Origin of the sequence: Verminephrobacter eiseniae EF01-2, from assembly GCF_000015565.1 — a bacterium.
Classification (GTDB): domain Bacteria; phylum Pseudomonadota; class Gammaproteobacteria; order Burkholderiales; family Burkholderiaceae_C; genus Acidovorax; species Acidovorax eiseniae.
Window position 1 is genome coordinate 2618430 of the sequence record NC_008786.1, and the last position, 24915, is coordinate 2643344.

24 protein-coding genes and 2 pseudogenes are annotated in these 24915 nt (G+C 66.7%); 9 read left to right on the forward strand and 17 right to left on the reverse strand.

The features are described from left to right. Positions 1–161 precede the first annotated feature (161 nt). From VEIS_RS30500 to VEIS_RS11380, 8 genes and pseudogenes are all read right to left on the reverse strand, one after another. Positions 162–805 (reverse strand): annotated as a pseudogene (locus VEIS_RS30500) (glycerol-3-phosphate dehydrogenase C-terminal domain-containing protein); the annotation flags it as partial. 162 nt (positions 806–967) lie between these two features. Further along, positions 968–1195 (reverse strand): annotated as a pseudogene (locus tag VEIS_RS30505) (FAD-dependent oxidoreductase); the annotation flags it as partial. 2 nt (positions 1196–1197) lie between these two features. Continuing rightward, positions 1198–2931, reverse strand: coding sequence for an ABC transporter substrate-binding protein (locus tag VEIS_RS11355; RefSeq protein ID WP_011810067.1), 1734 nt, complete (start codon positions 2929–2931; stop codon positions 1198–1200). A gap of 145 nt (positions 2932–3076) precedes the next feature. Beyond that, entirely contained in the window at positions 3077–3385 is a 309-nt protein-coding gene (locus tag VEIS_RS11360) for a DUF2160 domain-containing protein (protein ID WP_011810068.1), read from the reverse strand. A gap of 12 nt (positions 3386–3397) precedes the next feature. Next, positions 3398–4210 (reverse strand): carbohydrate ABC transporter permease, encoded by an 813-nt coding sequence (locus VEIS_RS11365; protein ID WP_011810069.1) that lies wholly within the window; start codon positions 4208–4210, stop codon positions 3398–3400. Further along, complete coding sequence (locus tag VEIS_RS11370) at positions 4203–5099, reverse strand: carbohydrate ABC transporter permease (protein ID WP_011810070.1); 897 nt, start codon at positions 5097–5099, stop codon at positions 4203–4205. The genes VEIS_RS11365 and VEIS_RS11370 overlap by 8 nt, the downstream gene beginning before the upstream one ends. Before the next feature lie 58 nt (positions 5100–5157). After that, a complete protein-coding gene (locus VEIS_RS11375; RefSeq protein WP_011810071.1) occupies positions 5158–6234 on the reverse strand; it encodes an ABC transporter ATP-binding protein in 1077 nt (358 codons plus the stop codon). Between the two features lies 1 nt (position 6235). Next, positions 6236–7315: an ABC transporter ATP-binding protein gene (locus tag VEIS_RS11380; RefSeq protein WP_011810072.1), complete on the reverse strand. Its 1080-nt coding sequence runs from the start codon at positions 7313–7315 to the stop codon at positions 6236–6238. 194 nt (positions 7316–7509) lie between these two features. On the opposite strand from VEIS_RS11380, the gene VEIS_RS11385 reads away from it, so the two are divergent. The 5 genes from VEIS_RS11385 to VEIS_RS11400 all read left to right on the forward strand — a co-directional run bounded on the left by VEIS_RS11385 (position 7510) and on the right by VEIS_RS11400 (position 12196). After that, complete coding sequence (locus VEIS_RS11385) at positions 7510–8274, forward strand: DeoR/GlpR family DNA-binding transcription regulator (protein WP_011810073.1); 765 nt, start codon at positions 7510–7512, stop codon at positions 8272–8274. After that, positions 8274–8426: a hypothetical protein gene (locus VEIS_RS26060; protein WP_157048481.1), complete on the forward strand. Its 153-nt coding sequence runs from the start codon at positions 8274–8276 to the stop codon at positions 8424–8426. Before VEIS_RS11385 ends, VEIS_RS26060 begins: the two co-directional genes overlap by 1 nt. A 35-nt stretch (positions 8427–8461) precedes the next feature. Then, the gene (gene glpK / locus VEIS_RS11390) at positions 8462–9997 is read left to right on the forward strand and encodes a glycerol kinase GlpK (RefSeq protein WP_011810074.1); all 1536 of its coding nucleotides are present in this window, start codon (positions 8462–8464) and stop codon (positions 9995–9997) included. A 188-nt stretch (positions 9998–10185) separates the two neighbouring features. Next, positions 10186–11034 (forward strand): pyrroline-5-carboxylate reductase, encoded by an 849-nt coding sequence (proC, locus tag VEIS_RS11395; RefSeq protein ID WP_011810075.1) that lies wholly within the window; start codon positions 10186–10188, stop codon positions 11032–11034. Positions 11035–11140: 106 nt separating this feature from the next. Continuing rightward, the gene (locus VEIS_RS11400; RefSeq protein ID WP_011810076.1) at positions 11141–12196 is read left to right on the forward strand and encodes an IS630 family transposase; all 1056 of its coding nucleotides are present in this window, start codon (positions 11141–11143) and stop codon (positions 12194–12196) included. A gap of 305 nt (positions 12197–12501) precedes the next feature. On the opposite strand, the gene VEIS_RS11405 is transcribed toward VEIS_RS11400, so the two are convergent. Beyond that, positions 12502–13044 carry a hypothetical protein gene (locus tag VEIS_RS11405; protein ID WP_011810077.1) on the reverse strand — a complete coding sequence of 181 codons (543 nt, stop codon included), beginning with the start codon at positions 13042–13044 and terminating at the stop codon, positions 12502–12504. Beyond that, positions 13041–13541, reverse strand: coding sequence for a helix-turn-helix domain-containing protein (locus VEIS_RS11410; protein ID WP_011810078.1), 501 nt, complete (start codon positions 13539–13541; stop codon positions 13041–13043). The genes VEIS_RS11405 and VEIS_RS11410 overlap by 4 nt, the downstream gene beginning before the upstream one ends. A gap of 107 nt (positions 13542–13648) precedes the next feature. On the opposite strand from VEIS_RS11410, the gene VEIS_RS11415 reads away from it, so the two are divergent. After that, complete coding sequence (locus VEIS_RS11415) at positions 13649–14623, forward strand: IS630 family transposase (RefSeq protein ID WP_232287901.1); 975 nt, start codon at positions 13649–13651, stop codon at positions 14621–14623. Here the strand turns inward: VEIS_RS11415 and ubiA are convergent. The 7 genes from ubiA to recG form a co-directional block, all read right to left on the reverse strand. Continuing rightward, positions 14620–15507 (reverse strand): 4-hydroxybenzoate octaprenyltransferase, encoded by an 888-nt coding sequence (ubiA, locus tag VEIS_RS11420; RefSeq protein WP_011810080.1) that lies wholly within the window; start codon positions 15505–15507, stop codon positions 14620–14622. The two genes, VEIS_RS11415 and ubiA, sit on opposite strands and share 4 nt — an antisense overlap. Positions 15508–15515: 8 nt before the next feature. Further along, positions 15516–16178, reverse strand: a complete 663-nt coding sequence (locus VEIS_RS11425; protein ID WP_011810081.1) for an SGNH/GDSL hydrolase family protein — start codon at positions 16176–16178, stop codon at positions 15516–15518. A 56-nt stretch (positions 16179–16234) separates the two neighbouring features. Continuing rightward, a complete protein-coding gene (locus VEIS_RS11430; protein WP_011810082.1) occupies positions 16235–17770 on the reverse strand; it encodes a CYTH and CHAD domain-containing protein in 1536 nt (511 codons plus the stop codon). Between the two features lie 54 nt (positions 17771–17824). Further along, positions 17825–18325: a Dps family protein gene (locus VEIS_RS11435; protein WP_011810083.1), complete on the reverse strand. Its 501-nt coding sequence runs from the start codon at positions 18323–18325 to the stop codon at positions 17825–17827. 117 nt (positions 18326–18442) lie between these two features. After that, on the reverse strand, positions 18443–19411 hold the full coding sequence (locus VEIS_RS11440) for a LysR substrate-binding domain-containing protein (RefSeq protein ID WP_011810084.1): 969 nt from the start codon (positions 19409–19411) through the stop codon (positions 18443–18445). Next, complete coding sequence (locus VEIS_RS28650) at positions 19408–19545, reverse strand: hypothetical protein (protein WP_157048482.1); 138 nt, start codon at positions 19543–19545, stop codon at positions 19408–19410. The genes VEIS_RS11440 and VEIS_RS28650 overlap by 4 nt, the downstream gene beginning before the upstream one ends. A gap of 102 nt (positions 19546–19647) precedes the next feature. Then, positions 19648–21801: an ATP-dependent DNA helicase RecG gene (gene recG, locus VEIS_RS11445; RefSeq protein ID WP_041949976.1), complete on the reverse strand. Its 2154-nt coding sequence runs from the start codon at positions 21799–21801 to the stop codon at positions 19648–19650. Positions 21802–21950: 149 nt separating this feature from the next. On the opposite strand from recG, the gene queA reads away from it, so the two are divergent. The 3 genes from queA (at position 21951) to VEIS_RS11460 (ending at position 24879) form a co-directional block, all read left to right on the forward strand. After that, positions 21951–23105 carry a tRNA preQ1(34) S-adenosylmethionine ribosyltransferase-isomerase QueA gene (gene queA, locus VEIS_RS11450; RefSeq protein WP_011810086.1) on the forward strand — a complete coding sequence of 385 codons (1155 nt, stop codon included), beginning with the start codon at positions 21951–21953 and terminating at the stop codon, positions 23103–23105. Between the two features lie 278 nt (positions 23106–23383). Continuing rightward, complete coding sequence (locus VEIS_RS11455; protein WP_011810087.1) at positions 23384–24358, forward strand: TRAP transporter substrate-binding protein; 975 nt, start codon at positions 23384–23386, stop codon at positions 24356–24358. An 11-nt stretch (positions 24359–24369) separates the two neighbouring features. Then, positions 24370–24879, forward strand: a complete 510-nt coding sequence (locus VEIS_RS11460) for a TRAP transporter small permease (protein WP_011810088.1) — start codon at positions 24370–24372, stop codon at positions 24877–24879. Positions 24880–24915 lie beyond the last annotated feature (36 nt).

Consider the following 24915-nt stretch of genomic DNA (forward strand, 5'->3'; position numbering starts at 1 on the left):
CGAAAGACAGCAGCCCCCGAGAACCTCTCAAGGGCGGCAGGTCAGCCAGCCAGTCTTGGGCCCGTCGTCCGCGCCGCAAACCATTTGCAGCACTTCCCGCTGGGCAGAAATTCCGCTCCTTCGAGCGAAGCCGGCTATTGTGGCAAAGGACTTTTGAAAAGTCAAGCGCGAAGTTGGGCGGGGACATGCAGATACCGTTGCGCGGGTGCCAGGAACGCGTCGAACCCCGGATCGGTGCCCAGTTCCTCGCGCAACGACTGCGCCACTGCGGGCGCCAGTTCGATGGCCTGGCGCGCGTCGAGGAACAGCAGCCTGGAACGGCGGGCGAGCATGTCTTCCACCGTGCAGGCATATCCATGGCAGGCGGCAAACCGCAGCATGGCGGCGCTCAGTCCCCGCCCAGATCGATGTCCGCCCCCGGCAGGCCCTGCACCATGGCCGCCTCGCTGCCATACGAGTGCAGCCCCTGCGCCTGGCTGATGCGGTGCTCACCGCCCCCTCGCCCCCTCGGGCGCGCCCACCCGGGGCAGGTGGTTGGTCGCCCCTGCGGGCTTTTCCGACAGCAGCCCCGCAGTGAAGCATTTTTGCAACACATCCTCGGCCATGGCGCGGTAGGTGCTCTACTTGCCCCCGCCACCGCGACGAGGCCGCTGCGGCTGGCCAGCACGGTGTGCTCGCGGCGCAGGCTCTTGGTGTTGTCGCCCTCGTCGTCCTGAGGCTTTACCAGGGGCCTCAGGCCCACCCGGATGCTCCGGATGTCCCCGATTTTCGGCGCACGGGTCAGGTAGCGCGCCGATTCCTCTAGTGTCGAGTCACCGATCAGATGTCGTAGGCTGCGCGCAGCCATCGGAGCGCAGCGCAAGGCGCATCGCGCAGCCCATACCGAGCGTATTGGCAAGCGATGCAACGCCGCGATGCGCTTCGATGGCCAGCGCGGACCGACAGATGATCGGTGACGCGACACGAGGATAAAGGCCACTTCTTCGCTGAACGGCTCGGGTTCGCGCACGATGTCCCGCCGCGGGCTGTCCGTGGTGCCCGGGATCAGTTTGCCCAGCCATGGAACCGTGAACAGCACCCGGCCATCTGCCGTTTTGGGCACCATCAGGGCATGGTCGGAGGCAAGGAAATCGCGCTCCACCACGATGCGCATGCCCTGGCTGGGTGCGACGATGGGCTTGACGGGGCGTCCGATGGTCAGCGCGCCTTGCCGTCCTTCCATGCCTGCAGCAGCAGGCTGTAGGCGATGGTTTCGCCCTTGGGCTTTTCATTGGCCAGTTTGGCCCATGGCGCCTGCTTGTCGCTCAGCCACTTGGAAGGATCGCTCTTGGGGTTCAGCTTGGGCGCGCAGTGGGCCATGCCCGCGCGCTCCAGGCGGGCCATCACCTGGTCCATCTCGTCGGCCAGCGTGTCCATGGCGCCTTGCGGGGTCTTCTCGCCCGTGACGGCCTGGGCCACGTTCTTCCACCAGAGCTGGGCCAGTTTGGGGTAGTCGGGCACGTTGGTGCCGGTGGGCGACCAGGCCACGCGGGCCGGGCTGCGGTAGAACTCGACCAGGCCGCCCAGTTTGGGCGCCAGGTCGGTCATGGCCTTGGACTGGATGTCGCTTTCGCGGATCGGCGTCAGGCCCACGATGGTTTTCCTGAGCGAGGCGGTCTTGGCCGTCACGAACTGCGCGTACAGCCAGGCGGCGGCCGTGCGGTCGGGGTTGTGCTCCTTGAAGAAGGTCCACGAGCCAACGTCCTGGTAGCCGTTTTGCATGCCCTGCTTCCAGTAGGGGCCGTTGGGGCCGGGGGCCATGCGCCACTTGGGCGTGCCGTCCGCGTTCACCACGGGCAGGCCGGGCTTGGTCATGTCGGCGGTGAAGGCGGTGTACCAGAAGATCTGCTGCGCGATCTGGCCCTGGGCGGGCACGGGACCGGATTCACCGAAGGTCATGCCCATGGCTTCTTTGGGCGCGTACTTTTTCATCCAGTCCACGTACTTGGTCAGCGCGTAGACGGCGGCGGGCGAGTTGGTGGCGCCGCCACGGGCCACCGAGGCGCCCACGGGCGTGCACTTGTCGTCGGCCACGCGGATGCCCCATTCGTCGATCGGCAGGCCGTTGGGCGCGCCGATGTCGGCGGTGCCCGCCATCGACAGCCACGCATCGGTGAAGCGCCAGCCCAGCGACGGGTCTTTCTTGCCGTAGTCCATGTGGCCATGGATCGGCTTGCCGTCGATGGTCTTCACGTCGTTGGTGAAGAACTCGGCGATGTCCTCGTAGGCGCTCCAGTTCAGCGGCACGCCCAGGTCGTAGCCGTACCTGGCCTTGAACTTGTCCTTGATGTCCTTGCGCTCGAACAGGTCGGCGCGGAACCAGTACAGGTTGGCGAACTGCTGGTCGGGCAACTGGTAGAGCTTGCCGTCGGGCGCGGTGGTGAACTTGGTGCCGATGTAGTCCTTCAGGTCGATGCCGGGGTTCGTGAATTCCTTGCCCGCGCCGCTCATGTAGTCGGTCAGGTTCATGATCTTGCCGTAGCGGTAGTGGGTGCCGATCAAGTCCGAGTCCGAGATCCAACCGTCGTAGATCGAGCGGCCCGACTGCATCGAGGTCTGCAACTTCTCGACCACGTCGCCTTCCTGGATCAGGTCGTGCTTGACCTTGATGCCCGTGATCTCCTCGAACGCCTTGGCCAGCGTCTTGGACTCGTATTCGTGCGTGGTGATGGTCTCGGACACCACCGAGATTTCTTTCACGCCCTTGGTCTGCAGCTTTTTGGCGGCATCGATGAACCACTTCATCTCGGCCATCTGCCGCTCCTTGCTCAGCGTGGATGGCTGGAACTCGTTGTCGATCCACTTCTTGGCTTCGGCCTCGCCGGCCCAGGCAGCCTGCCCCAAAGCCAGGGTCGTGGCGGCGAGTGCGATCGCCTTGAACTGCACCTTCATTGCTGTCTCCTCAGATGGAACCCCCATGGTGGATGGACACCGGCCCCGGGGGAAATGGAGCCAGCGCTTGCAATATTCAAAAATAATAGCTGTCAGCGCTTTCGATTCAATGGCTTCAAAGACATTTCAATCTGAAACTCACCCATCAGCCCTTGCGCATGACCAGCACCAGCAGCGCCATGGACGCCACGAAACCGAACCACACCGAAGGCTCGCCGGCCAGGCCCAGCCACTGGGCGATGCGGCCGCTCAGCCCGACAAAGATCAGGTTCACGTAGGCGGCCGACAGCAGGCCGATGAAGAGCCGGTCGCCGCGCGTGGTCGCGATCGGCAGGAACCCCTTGCGCAGCGTGGTGGGGGAGCGGATCTCCCAGACCGTCATGCCGATCAGCATGAGCACGATGCAGACGAAGAACACGGCCACCGGGGTGGTCCAGGCCATCCAGTCGAACATTGCGCGGACTCCTCAGACACGGCCCATCGCGAAACCCTTGGCGATGTAGTGGCGCACGAACCAGATCACGATGGCGCCGGGCACGATGGTCAGCACGCCGGCGGCAGCCAGCGTGGCCCAGTCCATGCCCGAGGCGCTCACGGTGCGCGTCATGGTGGCCACGATGGGCTTGGCGTTGACGCTGGTCAGCGTGCGCGCCAGCAGCAGTTCCACCCAACTGAACATGAAGCAGAAGAACGCCGCCACGCCCACGCCGGCCTTGATGAGCGGCAAAAAGATGGTCACGAAAAAGCGCGCGAAGCCGTAGCCGTCGATGTAGGCCGTCTCGTCGATCTCGCGCGGGATGCCGCTCATGAAGCCTTCGAGAATCCACACCGCCAGCGGCACGTTGAACAGCAGGTGCGCCAGCGCCACGGCGATGTGCGTGTCCATGAGCCCCACGGTGGTGTAGAGCTGGAAGAACGGCAGCAGGAACACGGCCGGCGGCGTCATGCGGTTGGTCAGCAGCCAGAAGAACACATGCTTGTCGCCCAGGAACTGGTAGCGCGAGAAGGCATAGGCCGCAGGCAGCGCCACCGTGAGCGAGATCGCCGTGTTGATGGCCACGTAGATCAGGCTGTTGATGTAGCCCGAGTACCAGGACGCATCGCTGAAGATGGTCTCGTAGTTGGCCCAGGTGAAGTGCCGGGGCCAGAGCGAGAAGCTCGACAGGATCTCCTCGTTGGTCTTGAAGCTCATGTTGACCATCCAGTAGATGGGCAGCACGGCGAACACCAGATAGGCGATCAGGAACAGCGTGCGTTTCTGCAGGCGGGGCTCATTCATGGCCTGCGCCCTCCTTGGCGGATGTGCCCACGCGCTGCATCCAGTTGTAGAGGACGAAGCACAGCAGCAAGATGATGAAGAAATAGATCAGCGAGAACGCGGCGGCGGGGCCCAGGTCGAACTGGCCCACGGCTTTTTGCGTCAGGTACTGCGACAGGAAGGTCGTCGCATTGCCCGGCCCGCCGCCCGTGAGCACGAAGGGCTCGGTGTAGATCATGAAACTGTCCATGAAGCGCAGCAGCACCGCGATCATGAGCACGCCACGCATCTTGGGCAGTTGGATGTAGCGGAACACGGCGAACTTGCTCGCGCCGTCGATGCGGGCGGCCTGGTAGTACGCGCCGGGGATCGAGCGCAGCCCCGCGAACGCCAGCAGCGCGACGAGCGGCGTCCAGTGCCACACGTCCATCAGCAGCACCGTGAGCCAGGCCTGCGTGGCGTTGCCCGTGTAGCTGTATTCGATGCCCAGCGCCTGCAACATGCGGCCCATGAGGCCGATGTCCGAGCGGCCAAAGATCTGCCAGATCGTGCCCACCACGTTCCACGGGATCAGCAGCGACAGGGCCACCACCACGAGCACGGCGGAAGACTTCCACCCCTGCGTGGGCATCGACAGCGCGAGCAGGATGCCCAGCGGGATCTCCACCGCGAGCACGGCCAGCGAGAAGCTGAGCTGGCGCCACAGCGCGGCGTGCAGTTCCTCGTCGCGCATCACGGCGGCGAACCACTCGGTGCCCACGAACACGCGGCGCTCGGGGCTGATGATGTCCTGCACCGAGTAGTTGACCACCGTCATCAGCGGCAGGATGGCCGAGAAGGCCACGCAGACAATGACCGGAAGAATCAGGAACCAGGCCCTCTGGTTCACCGGTTTGGTCGTCGAACTCATTGGCAACCCCCGTGCTTCGCACTGCGGTGCCGAGCGCCTTCGGGCGACCGGGCAGCACTCATGCCAGCAACTCCTCGTTTCGATAAAAGCAGGTGTGTTCGCCCAGCACCTGAAGCCAGACGGTGTCGCCCGCCGAGGGCAGCCGCGTTGCAGGGCTCAAGCGCGCCTTGAGCGTGTGCTCGCCCACCTTGGCGGTCAGCATCAGGCAGGTGCCGATGTCCTGCACCTGCGACACGGTGCAGGGCAGCGCCCCCGGCTGCTGCGCGGGTGCGAGCGCCAGGTACTCGGGCCGCACGCCCACCTGCAGGCCGCCTGCGGGCAGGGCGCGCCCCGCCGGGATCTGCAGGCGGTGGCCGGCCACATCGAGGCGGCCGCCCTCCATGCGGGCGGGCAGGAAGTTCATGCCGGGCGAGCCGATGAAATACCCCACGAACACATGCCGGGGCCGCTCGAACAGCGCATCCGCCGAACCCGTCTGCAGCGCGCGTCCGCGCGTCATCACCACCACCTGGTCGGCGAAGGTGAGCGCCTCTACCTGGTCGTGCGTCACGTAGATCAGCGTGAGCTGGAGCTCATGGTGGATCTGCTTGAGCTTGCGCCGCAACTGCCACTTCAGGCGCGGGTCGATCACCGTGAGCGGCTCGTCGAACAGCACGGCCGCCACGTCCGGGCGCACCAGCCCCCGGCCCAGCGAGATCTTTTGCTTGGCATCGGCCGACAGGCCCGCCGCGCGCTGGTCGAGTTGGCCGCTCAGCTCCAGCATCTCGGCGATTTGCCCCACGCGCCGGCGGATCTGCTGCTCGGGCACCTTGCGGTTCTTGAGCGGAAAGGCGAGGTTCTCGGCCACCGTCATGGTGTCGTAGACCACGGGGAACTGGAACACCTGCGCGATGTTGCGCTCCTGCGGGCTCGCTCGCGTCATGTCGCGGCCATCGAAGAGCACCTTGCCGTGCGAAGGCACGAGCAGGCCCGACATGATGTTGAGCATGGTGCTCTTGCCACAGCCCGAGGGGCCCAGCAGCGCATAGGCGCCGCCATCTTCGAACGCCATCTCGAGCGGCAGCAGCGCGTAGTCGCTGTCTTGCCGGGGGTGGGGCTGGTACGAATGCGCCAGGTCCAGACTGATGCGCGCCATCTCAGCGCCTTCCCTGGCGCGCGGGCGCCCATGCCAGCCGGCCGTCGGCGCCAAACACGTAGGCCTGCGCCGGGTCCAGGTGCAGCGTGATGGCCGTCCCCAGTTCAAAGTAATGCACGCCGGTCAACTGCGCCACCAGACCGCCCCAGGGTGTGCAGGCATGCACGAAGGTGTCGGAGCCGGAGATTTCCGACAGTTCCACCACCCCGGCCACGCCCACATCGCCAGGGCGGGCCTGCACGCGCAGCGCGCTGGCGCGCACGCCCATGGTCAGTTCAGCCGTCGCTGCCATGTCCTGCGGCAGGGGCAGCGCCAGTTCCGCGCCGCCCTGCAGGCGCACGCCCTGCGCGGTGGCCGATGCGGCGACCAGGTTCATGGGCGGATCGCTGAAGGCGCGCGCCACGCGCAGCGAATCGGGCGCGTGGAACACATCGGCCGTGGGGCCGTACTGCAGCAGCCGGCCTTCGTCGAGCACCGCCGTGTAGCCGCCCAGCAGCAGGGCTTCGCCCGGCTCGGTGGTGGCATACACCACGGTGGACTGCCCGGCTGCGAACAGTGGGCTCAGTTCCTCGCGCAGTTCCTCGCGCAACTTGTAGTCCAGATTCACCAGGGGTTCGTCCAGCAGCATCAGCGGCGCGCCCTTGGCCAGTGCGCGCGCCAGCGCCACGCGCTGCTGCTGGCCGCCCGAGAGTTCGGACGGATAGCGCTCCAGGAGCATCTCGATGTGCAGGCGGCTGGCCAGTTCGCGCACGCGGGCCTCGATGTTCTTTTCGCCGCGCAGTTTGAGGGGCGATGCGATGTTCGCCGCCACCTTCATCGAGGGGTAGTTGATGAACTGCTGGTACACCATGGCCACGTTGCGCTCGCGCACCGGCATGCCGGTCACGTCCACGCCGTCCACCGTCACGCGGCCCGCCGTGGGCGGGTCCAGCCCGGCCATGATGCGCATGAGGCTGGTCTTGCCCGCCTGCGTGGCGCCCAGCAGCACCGTGACGGCGCCGCTGTGCAGCGCCAGGCGCATCTCATGGAGCCAAGTCTGCGCCCCCACCTTCTTGCTGATGCTGTCCAATGCCAGCCGCATCACGCATGCCTTTCCTTGTAGCCCCGGGGCCTTGTGAAGATTCCAGCCGCGCTGCATGGCGGCGCAGCAGGCTCTCTTGGTTTTCGATTACGTTCATTTTTGTTCTTTTTTGATCGTATTTAATCAATGCTTACCCTTATTCAGTTCCATTTCGTTCGATTTACAGTAACTGCACTGCCCTATCCGTACACCGCGTGAATACGAATCCCCGCCAACTGCTGCTGCTCGAAGAAGTGCGCGCGCGCAAGTCCGTCACGGTAGAGCAGCTCGCCGCAACCCTGAGCGTGACCTTGCAGACCGTGCGCCGCGACGTGCAGCGGCTGGCCGAATCGGGCCTGCTCACGCGCTTCCACGGTGGCGTGCGGGTGCCCGGTTCCACGGTGGAGAACCTGGCCCACACGCAGCGCGAAACGCTCGATGCCGAAGGCAAGGCGCGCATCGCGCGCGCCGTGGCCAGCCAGGTGCCGCACGACTGCTCGCTGATCCTGAACATTGGCACCACCACCGAGGCCATCGCCAAGGCGCTGCTGCACCACCGGGGCCTGCGCGTGATCACCAACAACCTGAACGTGGCCGCCATCCTGAGCAGCAACCCCGAGTGCGAGGTGATCGTGGCGGGCGGCGTGGTGCGCACGCGCGACCGGGGCATCGTGGGCGAGGCGGCGGTGGACTTCATCCGCCAGTTCAAGGTGGACATCGCGCTCATCGGCATCTCGGGCATCGAGACCGACGGCTCGCTGCGCGACTTCGACTACCGCGAGGTGAAAGTGGCGCAGACCATCATCGAGCACGCGCGCGAGGTCTGGCTGGCCGCCGACCACAGCAAGTTCAACCGCCCGGCCATGGTGCAACTGGCCACGCTCGGCCAGATCGACCGCCTGTTCACCGACGCCCCGCCGCCCGAGCCTTTTCCCGCGCTGCTGCGGGACGCCGAGGTGCTCTGCACCGTTGCCGCCTAGTGTCGCGTCACCGATCATCTGCCGGTCTGCGCTGGCCATCGAAGCGCATCGCGGCGTTGCATCGCTTGCCAATACAGATCGGTATGGGCTGCGCGATGCGCCTTGCGCTGCGCTCCGATGGCTGCGCGCAGCCTATGACATCTGATCCGTGACGCGACACTAGACGACGGCCTTATCCTTGCCCGCCATGACCTACCTGCTCGCCCTCGACCAAGGCACCTCCAGTTCCCGCAGCATCGTCTTCGACGAACACGGCCGCATCGTGGCCCAGGCCCAATTGGAGCTGCCCCAGATCTACCCCCGGCCCGGCTGGGTGGAGCACGACCCGCTGGAGATCTGGCGCAGCCAACTGGCCACCGCGCGCGCGGCGCTCGCCAAGGCGGGCATCGCCGCCAACGCCGTGCGCGCCGTGGGCATCGCCAACCAGCGCGAGACCACGGTGCTCTGGAACCGCAAGACCGGCCAGCCCGTGCACCACGCCATCGTGTGGCAGGACCGCCGCGCCGAGCCCGCCTGCGCCCAACTGCGCGAGCAGGGCCACGCGGGCGCCATACAGGCCAAGACCGGGCTGCTGATCGACGCGTACTTCTCGGGCAGCAAGCTGCAATGGCTGCTGGACCATGTGCCCGGTGCGCGCGAAGCCGCCGAGCGCGGCGAGTTGGCCTTCGGCACGGTGGACAGTTGGCTCATATGGAAGCTCACCCACGGCCAGCGGCATCTGACCGACGTGAGCAACGCAGCGCGCACCATGCTCTTGAACGTGCACACCAACCAGTGGGACGACGATCTGCTGGCCCTGCTGCGCATTCCCCGGGCGCTGATGCCCGAGGTGCTGCCGTCGAGCGCCGATTTTGGCGACACCGCCGCCGATCTGCTCGGCCACGGCATACGCATCGGCGGCGTGGCGGGCGACCAGCAAAGCGCGCTGTTCGGCCAGGCCTGCTTTACCGCCGGCATGGCCAAGAACACCTACGGCACGGGCTGCTTCATGCTGATGCACCTGGGCGCCAGATTCCAGACCTCGGACAACGGCCTGTTGACCACCAGCGCCGCGCAACTGGCGCCCAAGCCTGGCGCTGGCTCCGGGCAGGCCGAGCCGGCGCTTGCGCAGCGGGCCTATGCGATGGAGGGCAGCGTCTTCATCGGCGGTGCCGTGGTGCAGTGGCTGCGCGACGGCCTGCGCGCCATCACCAGCAGCGCCGGGATCGAAGCGCTGGCGCACAGCGTGCCCGACGCCGGCGGCGTGATGATGGTGCCGGCCTTCACCGGCCTGGGCGCACCGTACTGGAAGCCCGAGGCGCGCGGCAGCATTACCGGCCTGACGCGCGGCAGCACGCTGGCCCATATTGCACGCGCCGCGCTGGAGAGCATCGCCTACCAAAGCGCCGCCCTGCTGCAGGCCATGGGCCGTGATGCCGTGGCCGCCGGTGGCGCGCCGGTGAGCGAGTTGCGCGTCGACGGCGGCGCCTGCATCAATGACCTGCTGATGCAGTTCCAGGCCGACCTGCTGGGCATTCCGGTGTTGCGCCCTGCGGTCATAGAAACCACCGCGCTGGGCGCGGCCTACTTGGCCGGACTGTCCAGCGACCTGTACCACAGCACCGACGAGTTGGCGCAACTGTGGCGCGCTGAGCGCCGCTTCGAGCCCCGCCTGGACCGTGCCCGCGCGCAGGAGTTGATGGCGCACTGGGAACATGCGGTGCGCCAAGCCACAGCGCGCTGATCATCTTGCGGTGAAAGACCCGGGGCGGGGGCTGGCCCTCGGGCCGATGGCGGGGGTAACGGCCCCAAATCTCCGCGCCATCCGGCCAAAGCTGGCTGCTGGAGCGGGGGGAGGCCGGTCGGTGGACCGGTGCCAGGGGCGCGCTACCATCGTGGCCCCTGTTCGTCATCCGCCACCGGGCACGCACCATGAGCCAGCACACCGCATCCGCATCTTCCGCACAGGCCCTGCCGGTCATTGCCTTCATTGGCGGCGGCAATATGGCCAGCGCCATCATCGGCGGGCTGATCCGCCAGGGCCATCCTGCCGGGCAGATCGAGGTGGTCGAGCCTTGGAGCCAAGCGCGCGCGGCCTTGCACGAGCGCTACGGCATCGCGGCGCAGCCCGAGGCCGGCAGCGCCCTGCAACGCGCCGGGATCGTGGTCTGGGCCATCAAGCCCCAGACCTTCAAGGACGCTGCGGCACAGGCCAAGGCCCATGTCCGGGCGGCGCTGCAACTGAGCGTGGCGGCCGGCATTCGATCGGACAGCATCGCCCGGTGGCTGGACTGCGAGCGCGTGGTGCGCACCATGCCCAACACGCCCGCGCTGGTGGGCAAGGGCATCAGCGCGCTGTATGCGCGCGCCGCCGTCGGCGCTGCCGAGCGCCAGAGCGTCGAAGCCATCATGGCCTGTACCGGCGAATTCCTGTGGGTGGAGCGCGAGCCACTGCTCGACGCCGTCACCGCCTTGTCGGGTTCGGGCCCGGCCTATGTGTTTTACTTCCTCGAAGCCATGACCCGCGCCGGCAGCGCCATGGGTTTGTCGCAGCCGCAGGCGCACCAGTTGGCCGTGGCTACTTTTGCCGGCGCCGCAGAGCTGGCCCGCCGTTCGGACGAGCCCCCTGCGCTGCTGCGCCAGCGCGTTACCTCCAAAGGCGGCACCACCCATGCCGCGCTGCAATCGATGGATGGCGCTGGCATCGGCGCCAGTTTCGAGGCTGCGATACGCGCCGCCGAGCAGCGCGCGCATGCGCTGGGCGATGAGTTCGGGGGCTGAGCCTGGCGCCCGACGGTTTGGGCGGGAGGCGCGCGCCGATCATGCCCCTGAAGCTAGTAGCCCATAACGTTTAAATAGATAGTAAATTACCTCCTTGGAAGACACGATGAACTTGACCGAAGCCGAAATCGTGGAACTGCGGCAGCAAGCCAATGGAAGGGCCGTTCGAGCGGATTTGGCGCGTCGTGCGCGTCTGATCTTGCTGCTTGCCGAGGGACTGACTTGGAGCGCCATCAGGGCCAAGCTCGATTGCAATGACAGCTACATTGCTCTCTGGAGCAAGCGCTTTGCCGCTGACCGTTTGGCAGGCTTGTTTTCTCGCCATGCCGGTCGCCAGCGCTACAAGGTCACCGACCGCCTTGAGGCGCGTGTGCTGGCGCGCACGACCAAGCACAAGCCCGCCGATGGTTCCACGCACTGGTCCACGCGCAAGCTCGCTGCTGAACTTGGTGGCGACATCTCGCACATGACCGTGGCGCGCATCTGGGCCAAGCACGGACTCAAACCGCATCGGCTCGAAGGCTATCTCGCCTCCAACGATCCGGACTTTGAAACCAAGGCAGCCGATGTCATCGGCTTGTATCTGAACCCGCCGCAGCATGCGGCCGTCTTCAGCGTCGACGAGAAGACGGCGATTCAGGCGCTCGATCGCAAAGACCCGGTGCTGCCGCTCACGCCGGGGCGTGCCGAGCGTCATGGCTTTGAGTACTTCAGGCATGGAACGCTCTCGCTGTACGCCGCCTTCAATACCAAGACCGGCGAAGTGCCGGGCAAGACCGCCACGCGGCATACCTCGTCCGAGTTCGTCGCCTTCCTCGCCGACATCGTGGCCCATCAGCCGCGCGGCAAGGAAATTCACGTCATCGTCGACAACCTCTCGGCACACAAGACCAAGCTGGTTGACGCGTTCCTCCGTGAGCATCCGAACCTGCGTATGCACTTCACGCCGACCTACTCGTCATGGCTCAACCAGGTTGAGCTGTGGTTCGCCAAGATCGAACGCGATGTGATCGCTCGCGGCGTATTCACCTCGGTACCCGATCTCAAGAGAAAGCTCATGCGCTACATCCGCAAGTACAACGAGCAACCCAAGTCCGTGCAGTGGAAGTACTTCGACCCAACTCGGAGAATTACTACTGATTCAATCATTACAGTCCACTAGTCTGGACGTGATTGTCTCACGATTCAGGCGGTCCGTGCACCCTGAAGAAGGGCATCCCAGCGGGGGGCATGCCGGGCCACCAGAGAGGGCGGCGGCGAACCCCGGCAAGCGCCCTGGCGGGTGTCTGCGCCCCCCAGAGGCGGAGGTTGCGTGGTCCTCCCCGAGGCGCTATCATTGGTGCATCAGCGTATGAACGGAGCAGCGAAAGCTGTGCGTTGATCCCACCCCGCAAGGGGCCCCCACCCAAGCGTAGGGATAGCCAAGAGGTCCGATTTTTCCAACGCCCTCCCCTGTGGAGGGCGTTTTCATTTCGGAGCCTTGATCGGCCGGCCGTTCAGCGTGTTGTGCAGGATCACGAAGAATCCGATCTTCTTGCGCGACGGCCTGTTGGTATGCAGCCTGTCGCGCACGTAGGCGCTCTGCACGAACAGGTTCAACGGGACAGCCTTCGAGCTGGACCGCGAGGCGGTGAAGTACACCTCGTAGGTGTCCTCCTGGCCAGTCGCCGCGTTGAGCAGCCTCACTGTGAAGAAGTTGCCGTGGTCCGTGTGGAAACACGGCGACGTGGGCAAGGCGCGCACGATCTCGGGTAACTGCTGGGACTGTGCGTAGCGCCCGAGATCAAAGACGCGCGTCTCGCGCGAATCCGCGTACCCCAGTGGCCCCTTCGGGTCCTCGATCCCGTCCGCGCCGCGCGTGAAGCAATGCAGGCTGAAAATCACCTGGACCGGATAAACGTGCGCCGGTTTGCCGGCCTGTGCGGCCTGCTCGAACGTATGCACGAAGGGGTGCAGGTGGGACAGGTCGTAGTTCGTGCCCTCATGGACGAATGGCCTCCATGCGATCATGGTTTGACCACGGGCACGAGGCCCCGTCCCTTCTTGACCGCACGCGCCTTTCGGTAAGTCTTGCCCTCGGCGCGCTTGGCGATTTCCTCCTTCGCAAGCGGCACCGCCCCAGCAATCAGGCCAGTCAGTCGATACTCGTTGGAGTTGTGGCGCCCGCCCGGCTGCGGCCGCAGGATGCGCTCGATCATTCCGTCCTTTTCCAACTTTGCCAGCCGCCGGCGCACCGTGGTCGGGTCTTTGCCGATCGTGTCGGCGATCAGCTTCTTGGACGGAAATGCGAGCTGATTGGCTTTCCACCAGTGCGCCGCGATCACCAGCACGATATTCATGTCAACCGGGTCCAGGCCCAGCGCCTGCTGACGCAGGATGATGGTGCTGGGAATGCAGGTCCAGCCGGCATCCATCAGGGGCTTGCCCCACTTCTTTTCGTTTTCTCGCACCGCGGCCTTCGGATCGGATTCCAGCTCGGGTACAGGTACGACTGCTGCAACGCTCATGACAATCTCCAGTTCGTTCGATGGCTCTCAGCATAAGCAAGCCAAGGCCACGATCCCGGAGATCAGGCCGTACCACAGGGAGGCACCTACACCCCACCCGTTTATCTATGTTCCGTGTGCTACCGCTCGATGTGCTTGCCTTGCATCCTTCTGTGGGGAGCGCGCACATCGCCCAGGTGGGAGGCGGTGACACCTTCCACTGGGGGGTATCATCACCTCCCATAGGCGCAATTCTAGATGGTGGCCAGCGCCAGAAAACAACAAGCCAACTCACGCCGCAGGCGTCTGAGCCTTGGTCGATGGGCTTTTGCCATTCAGCCTCGACTTGTTCCACGCACTGGTCCACGCGCAAGCTCGCTGCCGAACTTGGTGGCGACATCTCGCACATGACCGTGGCGCGCATCTGGGCCAAACACGGGCTCAAACCGCATCGGCTCGAAGGCTATCTCGCCTCCAACGATCCGGACTTTGAAACCAAGGCAGCCGATGTCATCGGCTTGTATCTGAACCCGCCGCAGCATGCGGCCGTCTTCAGCGTCGACGAGAAGACGGCGATTCAGGCGCTCGATCGCAAAAACCCGGTGCTGCCGCTCACGCCGGGACGTGCCGAGCGTCATGGCTTTGAGTACTTCAGGCATGGAACGCTCTCGCTGTACGCCGCCTTCAATACCAAGACTGGTGAAGTGCTGGGCAAGACCGCCACGCGGCATACCTCGTCCGAGTTCGTCGCCTTCCTCGCCGACATCGTGGCCCATCAGCCGCGCGGCAAGGAAATTCACGTCATCGTCGACAACCTCTCGGCACACAAGACCAAGCCGGTTGACGCGTTCCTCAGTGAGCATCCGAACCTGCGTATGCACTTCACGCCGACCTACTCGTCATGGCTCAACCAGGTTGAGCTGTGGTTCGCCAAGATCGAGCGCGACGTGATCGCTCGCGGCGTATTCACCTCGGTGCCCGATCTCAAGAGAAAGCCCATGCGCTACATCCGAAAGTACAACGAGCAAGCCAAGTCCGTGAAGTGGAAGTACTTCGACACAACTCGGAGAATTACTCCTGATTCAATCATTACAGTCCACTAGCCATTCGATTGCAAATGCCGCACCAGATAACTTCCGGCAATGCCCGCAAATACCGTGCACCCGAGCCAGTGGTTGACGCGGAAAGCGGCAAAGCAACCCGCGCGCGTGCGCTGGCGGATCAGGCGCCAATGCCAGAGCGCCTGGGCCAGCGCGGCGGCAATGGCGATGTAAAAGAGGGCGCCCAGCGCGCGGGAATGCAGCGCCCACACCCAGAGGGACAGGAACAGCAGGTAGCACAGCATGATCGCTGCCACGTCCAGGCGGCCCAGCGTGATGGCCGAGGTCTTGATGCCGATTTTCAGGTCGTCGTCCCGGTCGACCATCGCGTACTCGGTGTCGTAGGCCAGCACCCAGAACATGGTGCCCAGCCATAGCCACCAGGCCACGGCGGGCACCCGGCCCTGCACGGCAGCGAACGCCAGCACGATGCCGAAGTTGAAGGCAATGCCCAGCACGGTCTGCGGCATGGAAACCAGGCGCTTGGCATACGGGTAGGCAATGGCCACCAGCAAGGCCGGCACCGACCAGGCAATGGTCGCGGCATTGGTGCTGAGCACCAGGCCGAAGGCCAGCAGCGCCAGCACTGCGCCCACGGCCAGCGCCTCTTTCACGCCCACGGCACCGGTGGTGACCGGGCGCTGCGCGGTGCGCTTGACATGCCGGTCGAAGTCGCGGTCGGCCACATCGTTCACGCAGCAACCGGCGCTGCGCATGATGCAGGTGCCCAGCACGAACACCAGCAACAGATGCCAGCCCGGAAACCCGTCGGCCGCCACCCACAGCGCGCTGAGCGTGGGCCACAGGCAGACCAGCCAACCCGCAGGGCGGTTCCAGCGGATCAGGTCCAGGTACAGCGACAGGCGGCTGCGCGGCGTGCCGGACATGGCTGCAGTCAGCCGCCGGTGGCGGCGCCAGGCGCGGCCAGGCGGGCCGCCACCAGGGGCGTGAGCGCCTGTGCCAGCAGCGCATGCTGGTCGGCGTCCAGATGCACGCCATCTACGCTGCTGGTCGTGACCACCCCGGCCGTATCCAGAAACTGGCAGCCCAGCGCGCGCGCCAGTGCTTCGCAGGCTGCGGCCAAGCCCGCGCAGCGCGCCTGCGCGCCCTCGAACTTGGGCGCCATCAGGCCCCGGGGGCGGGTGATGGGCGGCGGCGCCAGCACCAGAATCGGCGGCACCGGCAGGCCCGGTTCGATCGGCGCCTGCCGGATGGTGTCGATCACGGCCGCCAGTCCTTGCGCGCTATGCCAGGCGGTGTTCTGGTGGCTGGACTGAAAATCGTTGGTGCCCAGCATCAGCAGCACCAGTGCCAGCGGCGAGTGGATTTCGATGCGCTGGGCCAGGCCCTGCAGGCCATTGCGGCCGGGCTTGAAGGGGTCGTCCCAGACGGTGCGGCGGCCATTCAGGCAGTCTTCGATCACCCGCACCGCCAAGCCTTGGCGCAACAGCGCCAGTTCCAACGCGCCCGGCCAGCGCTGCGCAAAAGCCAGCCGCTGGCGTGTGCCGGGGACGATGCCCCAGGACAGTGAGTCGGCATAGACCAGGATATGTTGCATGCAGGTGCTCCAGGAATGGCAGATGGCTGATGGATGGCAGGGCCGGCGGTCGGCGGTCAGCGCTGTGCGCGGCCGACGAGCACGCCGCGCAAAAACGCCACCAGCTCCGGCGCCGCACCCAGCCGGTCGGCCAGCGACACGGCCTGCGCCACATCACGCGCGGCGCCCAGATTGTCTTGCCAGGACAGGGCATGGGCGCGGCGCTGGCGTTCGGGCAGCAGCGGTGCCAGCGCCTGGCTGCCGTAGCGCAGGCGCTTGGCCAGAATGCGCGCCCGGTGCTGCGCGTCGAGGCTGCCGTCGGCGGCTTGGTCCAGCGCGGCGTCGAGGCGCTCGGCCAGGCGCCGGATGCGGCGGCGCAACCAGCGCCGGGTCGGCTTGGGCGGCCATGCTGCGGGCGCATCAGGCGGGGGCGACGCAGCGTCGATGCCGGCAAGCCATTGCACCCAGGCCAGCAGCAACTGCCCCACGGCCGGGTTCTGCAATGCCTGGTGCAGCGCTTGCTGCGCATCGGCGGCGGCTTGCTCCAGCACCCGTTGCAAGTCCTGCCAGGCGCGCTGCCGCTCAGGGGCATCGGCGGCGAAGGCCCGCGCCAGCGGTGGCAGCGTGTGCCTGCGCGCCACATCCAGGTCGCGCAGCGCGCCCAGCGCGTCGAGCATTGGTTTCAGCGCTGCCCAGCAGGGCAGGGCCGGTGCCGGCAGACCCGGCCGCAGCAGACGGTACAGGCTGTGAAAGCGCCGCCAGCCGACCCGCGCCTGGTGCACGAATTCAGGCTCCTGCGCGGCCAATTCGGGCCTCTGCTGCAGCGCATGCAGATTGGCGCTCAATTGCAGGAACATCTCGCCCAAGGTCCGGCGGGCGATGGCCGGCAAACACAGCGCGGGCGACAGCGCCACGGGCCGTGCCGGCACGGCCTGCGGGCGACCCGGCCCCTGTCCCGCCGAGCGCAGTGCAAAGCCGCGCTCGGCCTTGCTGGCCGCCAGCGGCAGCAGCGGCACGCTGCGGGCAATGCGCCGGGCCAGCACGAACAGCGCCTCGGCGGGGCCTTCGAGGAGTTCGAGTTCCAGCTCGGCAATCGGCGCCCGGCATTCCCCCGCCGTGATGCTGCCGATGTCCAGTGCCACGGCCACCCGGCTGCCTCCGGGCAGGCGCACGCTCCAGCAGCGGCGCTCGAAGTCAGTGACGAAGCAGGGTTGCAGCGCCGCAGCCAGAACGCCGTCGGGGTCCAGCGCCGGCCAGGGGGAATGGGCCAATCGCCCCAGTTCCAGCGCCGGGCCGGCCACCGGCATCTCCCACTCGCCGCGCTGGCTCAACGCCGAGTCGCCGCCGCCGTCGGTCTTGAGTGTCTGCAACCATTGCGCCTGGCCCGCTGCGCCCACCCGGCGCAGGCGCAACGCGGCCCGCTGCTGCCACAGCGCCTGCGCCGGGCTGTCGTAGTAGATGCTGTAGACCGCCTGCTGCGTCAGCTTGCGCCGCGCCAGCGCCGGGACTGCGGCGATCCGCGCCGCCAGGGCCGCAGGGTCGGCTGCCAGCGACGCGGGCAGCGCCAGCTTGAGCTCGACTTCGACGGCCGTGGCGTCAGCGGGGCGGGCCATGCTCAGGGCCTCGGCGCGGCGCGGTGCAGGGGCGCGAAAGGCATCGCCCTGGCCTCACTCTTCCAGCAAGGAGCGCAGCATCCACGCCGTTTGCTCATGCACCGTCAGGCGCTGGGTCAGCAGGTCGGCCGTGGGCTGGTCATTGGCTTTGTCGGCCAGCGGGAACAGGTTGCGGGCGGTGCGGGCCACGGTTTCATGGCCCTGGACCAGCAGGCGCACCATGTCCAGCGCCTTGGGCGGCTTGGCCGGCGCATCGGGCACCGTGGCCAGTTGGCCGAATTCGGCGTATGAACCCGGGGCCACATGGCCCAGTGCGCGGATGCGCTCGGCGATCGGGTCGACCGCGTTCCATAGTTCGGTGTACTGCAGCATGAACATGGCGTGCAGTTGGTTGAACATCGGCCCGGTCACGTTCCAGTGGAAGTTGTGGGTGCTCAGGTACAGCGTGTACGTGTCGGCCAGCAGGCGCGACAAGCCCTGTGCGATCGCAGCGCGGTCTTTCTCGCCGATGCCGATGTCAATGTCGATGCCGGTGGTCTTGGATGCCTTGGCCATGGGGAAGCTCCTTTGGTTGGAAAAGCAGTGGTCGACTGCCGCACCAGTATCGCTGCATGTTTGCAGCGCCGACGGTCACTTTAGCGCAAGCCCCGGATGCCGATGGCCGGGATCGGTTCAAGCCAGCCGCGTCACCCCGGGCAGTTCGCAGGCCAGGATGGCTTGGTGCAAGGCGGTCGTGGCTGCATGGCGCGTGAAACTGCGGCGCCAGGTCAGCACTACCCGGCGCATCGGCGGCGGGCCTGCGTCCCCCTCGTTGATGGGCAGATAGCGGATATGGGTCTCGTCGCTCTTGCGCCGGCGCCGCTGCGTGGTCAGCAACGCATCGCGCGGCACCGACAGGCGTGGCACCAGCGTCACGCCCATGCCTGCGGCCACCATGTGCTTGATCGTCTCCAGCGACGAGCCTTCGAACGACTTGCGTATGCCTTCGGCGTCGCTGGCAAAGCGCGCGAACTCGGGGCAGACCGCCAGCACATGGTCGCGAAAGCAATGGCCTGTGCCCAGCAGCAGCATGGTCTCGTTCTTCAGCTCGGCCACCGTTACCGACTTCTTGCTCGCCAGCGCATGCGTGCTCGGCACGGCCGCCATGAAAGGCTCGTCATACAGCGGCGCGATCGCCAGGCCGGTATCCGGGAAGGACTCGGCCAGGATGGCGCAATCGATCTCGCCGGTGCGCAGCATCTCCAGCAGCCGGACGGTGAAGTTCTCTTGCAGCATCAGCGGCATCTGCGGGGTGTGCGCGATCGAGTGGCGCACCAGTTCGGGCAGCAGGTAAGGGCCGATGGTGTAGATCACCCCCAGCGTCAGCGGCCCGGCCAGCGGGTCTTTGCCGCGCTTGGCGATTTCCTTGATGGCTGCGGCCTGCTCCAGCACGCTTTGCGCCTGGCGCACGATCAGTGCGCCCAGCGGCGTGACCGTGACCTCGCTCGCGCTGCGCTCGAACAGTTTCAGGTCGAGCTCTTCCTCCAGTTTCTTGATCGCCACCGACAGCGTGGGTTGCGACACATGGCAGGCATCGGCGGCATGGCCGAAGTGTTTCTCCCGGGCCACGGCAACGATGTATTTGAGTTCGGTAAGGGTCATGGCCAGCCGCCTTGCTGCGCTGTGCGCGCTTTGACGGCAAAGGCGCGCGGCGCGGCCATCGGCACCCTGTCCAGGCGGATGCCGTGGCCGCCGGACTCGCCGTGCAGACTGATTGGAATGGGCTGCGCGTCCATCCGGCGATTCTAGGCAATTGGGCTTCAGGAAGATATTTTCATTGACCCTGCCAGGCATCGGGAACGCCATGCCTGGCCCCAAGCAAGCCCCCGGGCATCGAGTCAGGCTTTGAGATAGTCGGATTTGCTCCCCAGCCAGCGCGCCACATGCTGCGCGGCCAACTGCGGGTGGCGATCGAGCATCACCGGGGCCAGCTCGCGCGCCCATTCCAGCAGATGGCCGTCGGTGGCCAAGTCGGCAAAGCGCAACAAGGCATCGCCCGATTGGCGCGCACCGAGGAATTCGCCCGGGCCGCGTATCTCCAGGTCGCGCCGGGCGATTTCGAAGCCGTCGCTGGTCTCGACCATGGCGCGCAGGCGCTCCTTGGCGCTCTGGCCCACGCGGCCGCTGTCGTTGGTGGCATACAGCAGCACGCAGGCCGAGGCGGCAGCGCCGCGCCCGACCCGCCCGCGCAACTGGTGCAACTGGCTCAGGCCAAAGCGCTCGGCGTGCTCGATGACCATCAGCGAGGCGTTGGGCACGTCGACGCCCACTTCGATCACGGTGGTACTGACCAGCACCCCCATCCGAGCGTCGCTGAACTGCGCCATGACGGCCTTCTTCTCGGCGCTGCCCATGCGCGAGTGCAGCAGGCCGACCATGACGCCGGGCAGCGCGGCGCTCAGGTCGGCATGGGTGGCGGTGGCGTTGGACAAATCCAGCGCCTCGCTTTCTTCGATCAGCGGGCAGACCCAGTACACCTGCCGCCCGGCCTGCACCTGGGCGCCGATGCGGGCAATCACTTCGTCCCTGCGGCTGTCGGCGATCAGCTTGGTGACGATGGGGGTGCGGCCCGGGGGCAACTGGTCGATCACCGAGATGTCCAGATCGGCGTAGTAGCTCATCGCCAGCGTGCGCGGAATGGGCGTGGCGCTCATCATCAGCAGATGGGGCTCCATGCCGTGCGCGGCCAGCTTTTGCCGCAGCGCCAGGCGCTGGGCCACGCCAAAGCGGTGCTGCTCGTCGATGATGGCCAGTGCCAGGTTCTTGAACTGCACCTGCTCCTGGATCACCGCATGCGTGCCCACCACCAAGGCGGCGGCGCCACTTTCGACCAGCGCGCGCATGGCCAGGCGCTCCTTTTTCTTTTGCCCGCCCACCAGCCAGGCCACGCAGCGCCCGCGCGCGGCCAGCAGCGGTTCGAGCCAGCCGATCATCTTGGCAAAGTGCTGCCCGGCCAGGATTTCGGTGGGCGCCATCAGCGCGCATTGCCAACCCGCGTCGATCGCCTGGCAGGCGGCCAGGGCCGCGACCACCGTCTTGCCCGAACCCACATCGCCTTGCAGCAAGCGGTGCATGGGCCGCTCGCGCGCCAGATCGGCGGCGATTTCCGCGCCCACGCGGCGCTGGGCAGCGGTCAGATCGAACGGCAGCACGGCCAGCAACTGCCGTTGCAGGGGCGCGCTGCCGTCGGCCGCCGGTTGCTCATGCAGCACCGCGGCGCGCAGCCGGGCACGCTCGCGCCGCGACTGCTGCTGCGACAACTGCTGCGCCAGCAACTCCTCGGCCTTCAGGCGCTGCCAGGCCGGGTGGCTGTGGTCTTGCAGCGTGGACAGCGCCACATCGGGACGCGGGTGGTGCAAAAAAGTGAGCGCCTCGCGCAGGCTGAACAAGCGCTGCTGGCCATCCTCATCGGTGTAATGCGCGCAGGGCGGCTGGGCGCCGGGCGGCAGCGTGTCGGACAGATCCGCCCGGCCCAGCGCACTGACCACGGCGCGGCGCAGATAGGGCTGCGGCAGGCCGGCCGTGCTCGGGTAGACGGGCGTCAGCGCCGCCGGCAACTCGCCGCCAGCGACCCGGAACGCCGGGTGCAGCATCTGTCGCCCCCAGAACCCGCCCTTGACCTCGCCCCGGATGCGCAGGCGCGTGCCCACGGCCAGGGTTTTCTGGTGCGAGGGGTAGAAGCTGAAGAAGCGCAACTGGCACGCGCCGGTGGCGTCCTCCACCTGCACCAGCAGTTGCCGGCGCGGGCGCAACTGCACCTCGCAGGCAAGCACCGTGGCCTCGATCTGCACCACCTGCCCGTTGCGCGCGCTGGCCAGCGCTGTGATGCGGGTCTCGTCCTCGTAGCGCAGCGGCAGGTGCAGCGCCAGGTCGATGTCGCGCACCAGCCCGAGCTTTTGCAGCGCCTTGTGCGCCACGCCGGCCCCGCCTTGGGCGGGGCTTGCAGCGGTGGCGGCTGGGGCCAGGGAGGGGGCTTTGGCGGCGGCAGGCATTGGAGAACGAACGCTCGGATCGGTCAGATGGATCGATGGGCCAGGGACGATGCAAAGTCGGGGCAGGGCAAAAAGGCTACCATGCCGCGCCTTGCGCATTCTTTCCCGCATTCCTTTCCTGGCACGGGCCTGTCCGGCCCTGATGCACGATGACCGACCTGCCCCGCAGCGGCGCCGCGCGCGCCCACACCCTGAGCGATTTCGACTTCACGCTGCCGCCCGAACTGATCGCCCAGCACCCCGCCCCCGAGCGCAGCGCCGCACGCCTGCTCGATGGCCGCACGGCGCCGCCCGTGGACCGCATTTTCCGCGAACTGCCCGGGCTGCTGCGCGCCGGGGACCTGCTGGTCTCGAACGACACGCGCGTGCTCAACGCGCGCCTGTTTGGCGCCAAGGCCAGCGGCGGCAAACTGGAACTGCTGATCGAGCGCGTGCTGCCCGCTGCGGCTGGCAGCGCGGGCAACGAGGTCGCGGCCCACATGAAGGTCGGCAAAAAGCCGCAGCCCGGCAGCACGGTGCAGATCGCCGGGGGGCGCCAGGCCGGCGGTTTCGACGCCACCCTGCTCGGCCGCTGGCCCACGGCAGACGGGCCGCTGTATCGCTTTGCGCTGCACGGCCCGGCCAACGAATCACCCTGGGAACTGATGCAGCGCCACGGCCACCTGCCGCTGCCGCCCTACATCGTGCGCCGGCAAAACACGGGCCACGACCCCCACGGGGCCGAGGACAGCCAGCGCTACCAGACCCTGTTCGCCCGCCACCCCGGCGCCGTGGCCGCCCCCACGGCCGCACTGCACTTCGACCAGTCCGTGCTGAGCGCGCTGGCGGCGCGCGGCATCGAGCACGCCAGCATCACGCTGCATGTGGGCGCAGGCACCTTCTTGCCCGTCAAGACCGAGAACCTGGAGCAGCACCGGATGCACAGCGAGTGGTACCGACTGCCCCCGTCGACGCTGACCGCGCTGGAGCGCTGCCGCCAGCGCGGCGCGCGCGTGGTGGCCGTGGGCACGACCACGGTGCGCACCCTGGAGTCCTGGGCACGCTCGGGCCTGGCCACCGGCGAGACCAGCATCTTCATCACGCCGGGCTTTCCGTTCCAGGTGGTGGACCTGCTGATCACCAACTTCCACCTGCCCAAAAGCACGCTGATGATGCTGGTCAGCGCGTTTGCCGGACACGCCCATGTGATGGCGCTGTACCGCCACGCGATGGCGCAGCGATACCGCTTTTTCAGCTACGGCGACGCCATGCTGCTCGCGCGCCAGCACGACGGGCCAAACCGTCCGGCACTGGATGCGATATGAAATGGATGGCTGCGAGCGAAGGTAAAACATGGGCCATGGCCGATATTTGATGATCTCGACCGAGGCCGGGCAGGCGGCCGGACCGGCGTCGCCCCGTAAACCGCCGGCGCCGCAGGCCGCCGGGGAGGCAGCGCATTTTTTGGCCATTGGGCAGCGCGCAAGCAAAGCGGGGCCAGGCACGACGGTTCGGGTAAAACGCCATCGATCGGCCATCGATCGGCCCTCCATCGGCTTACGATACAGTCGATCGTTCCCAGCAACCTTGCAAAGCCCCTGCCATGAAGCGTCGAATCATCCCCGCCACCGCACTCGGCCTGGCCCTGTCCATCGCCTCGGCCTGGTCCCAGACCAAATGGGATTTGGCGGCTGCCTACCCGGCGACCAACTTCCACAGCGAGAACATGGCGCAGTTGGCCAGCGATGTCGACAAGGCCACGGGCGGCAAACTCAAGATCACCGTGCATGCCAACGCAACGCTGTTCAAGGCCCCGGAAATCAAGCGCGCCGTGCAAGGCGGCCAGGTGCAGATGGGCGAGATCCTGCTGGCCAACTTCCAGAACGAATGGCCGCTGTTTGGCGTCGATAGCCTGCCTTTCCTGGCCAGCGACTACGAGGCCGCGAAAAAACTCCACGCCGCGCAAAAGCCCTTCCTGGAAAAGAAACTGGCCGAGCAAGGCATGCTGCTGCTGTATGCCGTGGCTTGGCCTCCCCAGGGCATAGGCACGAAAAAGCCCCTGGCCAGCGCAGCGGATCTGAAAGGCATCAAGTGGCGCACCTACAGCCCCGCCACGGCGCGGCTGGCGCAGTTGCTGGGCGCGCAGCCGGTCACCGTGCAGGCCGCAGAACTGTCCCAGGCGCTGGCCACGGGGGTTGTCGAAGCGACCGTGACCTCGGGCTCCACGGGCGTGGACAGCAAGCTGTACGAGCACCTCAAGTACTACCACGACACGCAGGCCTGGCTGCCCAAGAATGCCGTACTGGTGAACAAACAGGCTTTTGACGCGCTCGACTCGACGCTGCAGCAGGCCCTGCTCAAAGCCGGCGCCGACGCCCAAGCGCGCGGCTGGGCCGGCAGCATCGAGGTCAACACCGACAGTGTGGCCAAACTCAAGGCCCATGGCATGGAGATAGTGGCACCGCCGCCGGCAGCGCTGATGGCCGACCTGACCCGGGCGGGCCAGACCATGCTCAAGGAATGGCTGGACAAGGCCGGCCCCGAGGGCAAGGCATTGATCGAGGCTTACCGCCGGTAGGCCAGCGTACCGTGCGCCGTCTGCTCAATGGTCTGTACGACGGCGCCGCCGCGCTGGCGGCGCTTTTCATGGTGTGCCTGCTGGGCATGGTGCTGCTGTCCATCATCAGCCGCCAGTTGCAATTCCATGTGCCGGGCACCGACGCCTATGCCGGCTACCTGATGGCCGCAACCGGCTTTCTGGCGCTGGCGCACACGCTCAAGCGCGGCGAGCATATCCGCGTCACGCTGCTGCTCCACGCGCTGCCGGGGCGCATGCAAAGGGCATTCGAGCTCTGGGCGCTGGCCATTGCCACGCTGCTGGCGTTGCTGTTCGCGCTGTACAGTTGCAAACTGGCTTGGCAATCGCATGTGTTCGCCGACATCTCCACCGGCAACGATGCCACGCCGCTGTGGATTCCCCATATGTCGATGGCCCTGGGCAGCGTGATTTTGGCCATCGCGTTTCTTGACGAATTGGTGCTGGAAGTGATGGGCAAGCGCGCGCCGGCGCATCGCGATGCCGCACTGCACAGCGAATGAGCCGGCCACGGCCAGCAACGACTCGACCTTGCGTGA

Bases quoted from the DNA above. Each gene is read 5' to 3' on its own strand.
- VEIS_RS11360 (WP_011810068.1), bottom strand. From the start codon at position 3,385: ATGTTCGACTGGATGGCCTGGACCACCCCGGTGGCCGTGTTCTTCGTC.
- VEIS_RS11430 (WP_011810082.1), bottom strand. From the start codon at position 17,770: ATGGCCCGCCCCGCTGACGCCACGGCCGTCGAAGTCGAGCTCAAGCTG.
- VEIS_RS11425 (WP_011810081.1), bottom strand. From the start codon at position 16,178: ATGCAACATATCCTGGTCTATGCCGACTCACTGTCCTGGGGCATCGTC.
- VEIS_RS11415 (WP_232287901.1), top strand. From the start codon at position 13,649: ATGTTCCGTGTGCTACCGCTCGATGTGCTTGCCTTGCATCCTTCTGTG.
- queA (WP_011810086.1), top strand. From the start codon at position 21,951: ATGACCGACCTGCCCCGCAGCGGCGCCGCGCGCGCCCACACCCTGAGC.
- ubiA (WP_011810080.1), bottom strand. From the start codon at position 15,507: ATGTCCGGCACGCCGCGCAGCCGCCTGTCGCTGTACCTGGACCTGATC.
- recG (WP_041949976.1), bottom strand. From the start codon at position 21,801: ATGCCTGCCGCCGCCAAAGCCCCCTCCCTGGCCCCAGCCGCCACCGCT.
- VEIS_RS11455 (WP_011810087.1), top strand. From the start codon at position 23,384: ATGAAGCGTCGAATCATCCCCGCCACCGCACTCGGCCTGGCCCTGTCC.
- VEIS_RS11370 (WP_011810070.1), bottom strand. From the start codon at position 5,099: ATGAGTTCGACGACCAAACCGGTGAACCAGAGGGCCTGGTTCCTGATT.
- VEIS_RS11365 (WP_011810069.1), bottom strand. From the start codon at position 4,210: ATGAATGAGCCCCGCCTGCAGAAACGCACGCTGTTCCTGATCGCCTAT.
- VEIS_RS11375 (WP_011810071.1), bottom strand. From the start codon at position 6,234: ATGGCGCGCATCAGTCTGGACCTGGCGCATTCGTACCAGCCCCACCCC.
- VEIS_RS11435 (WP_011810083.1), bottom strand. From the start codon at position 18,325: ATGGCCAAGGCATCCAAGACCACCGGCATCGACATTGACATCGGCATC.
- VEIS_RS11355 (WP_011810067.1), bottom strand. From the start codon at position 2,931: ATGAAGGTGCAGTTCAAGGCGATCGCACTCGCCGCCACGACCCTGGCT.
- VEIS_RS11400 (WP_011810076.1), top strand. From the start codon at position 11,141: ATGAACTTGACCGAAGCCGAAATCGTGGAACTGCGGCAGCAAGCCAAT.
- VEIS_RS28650 (WP_157048482.1), bottom strand. From the start codon at position 19,545: ATGGACGCGCAGCCCATTCCAATCAGTCTGCACGGCGAGTCCGGCGGC.
- VEIS_RS11410 (WP_011810078.1), bottom strand. From the start codon at position 13,541: ATGAGCGTTGCAGCAGTCGTACCTGTACCCGAGCTGGAATCCGATCCG.
- VEIS_RS11380 (WP_011810072.1), bottom strand. From the start codon at position 7,315: ATGCGGCTGGCATTGGACAGCATCAGCAAGAAGGTGGGGGCGCAGACT.
- proC (WP_011810075.1), top strand. From the start codon at position 10,186: ATGAGCCAGCACACCGCATCCGCATCTTCCGCACAGGCCCTGCCGGTC.
- VEIS_RS11440 (WP_011810084.1), bottom strand. From the start codon at position 19,411: ATGACCCTTACCGAACTCAAATACATCGTTGCCGTGGCCCGGGAGAAA.
- VEIS_RS11405 (WP_011810077.1), bottom strand. From the start codon at position 13,044: ATGATCGCATGGAGGCCATTCGTCCATGAGGGCACGAACTACGACCTG.
- glpK (WP_011810074.1), top strand. From the start codon at position 8,462: ATGACCTACCTGCTCGCCCTCGACCAAGGCACCTCCAGTTCCCGCAGC.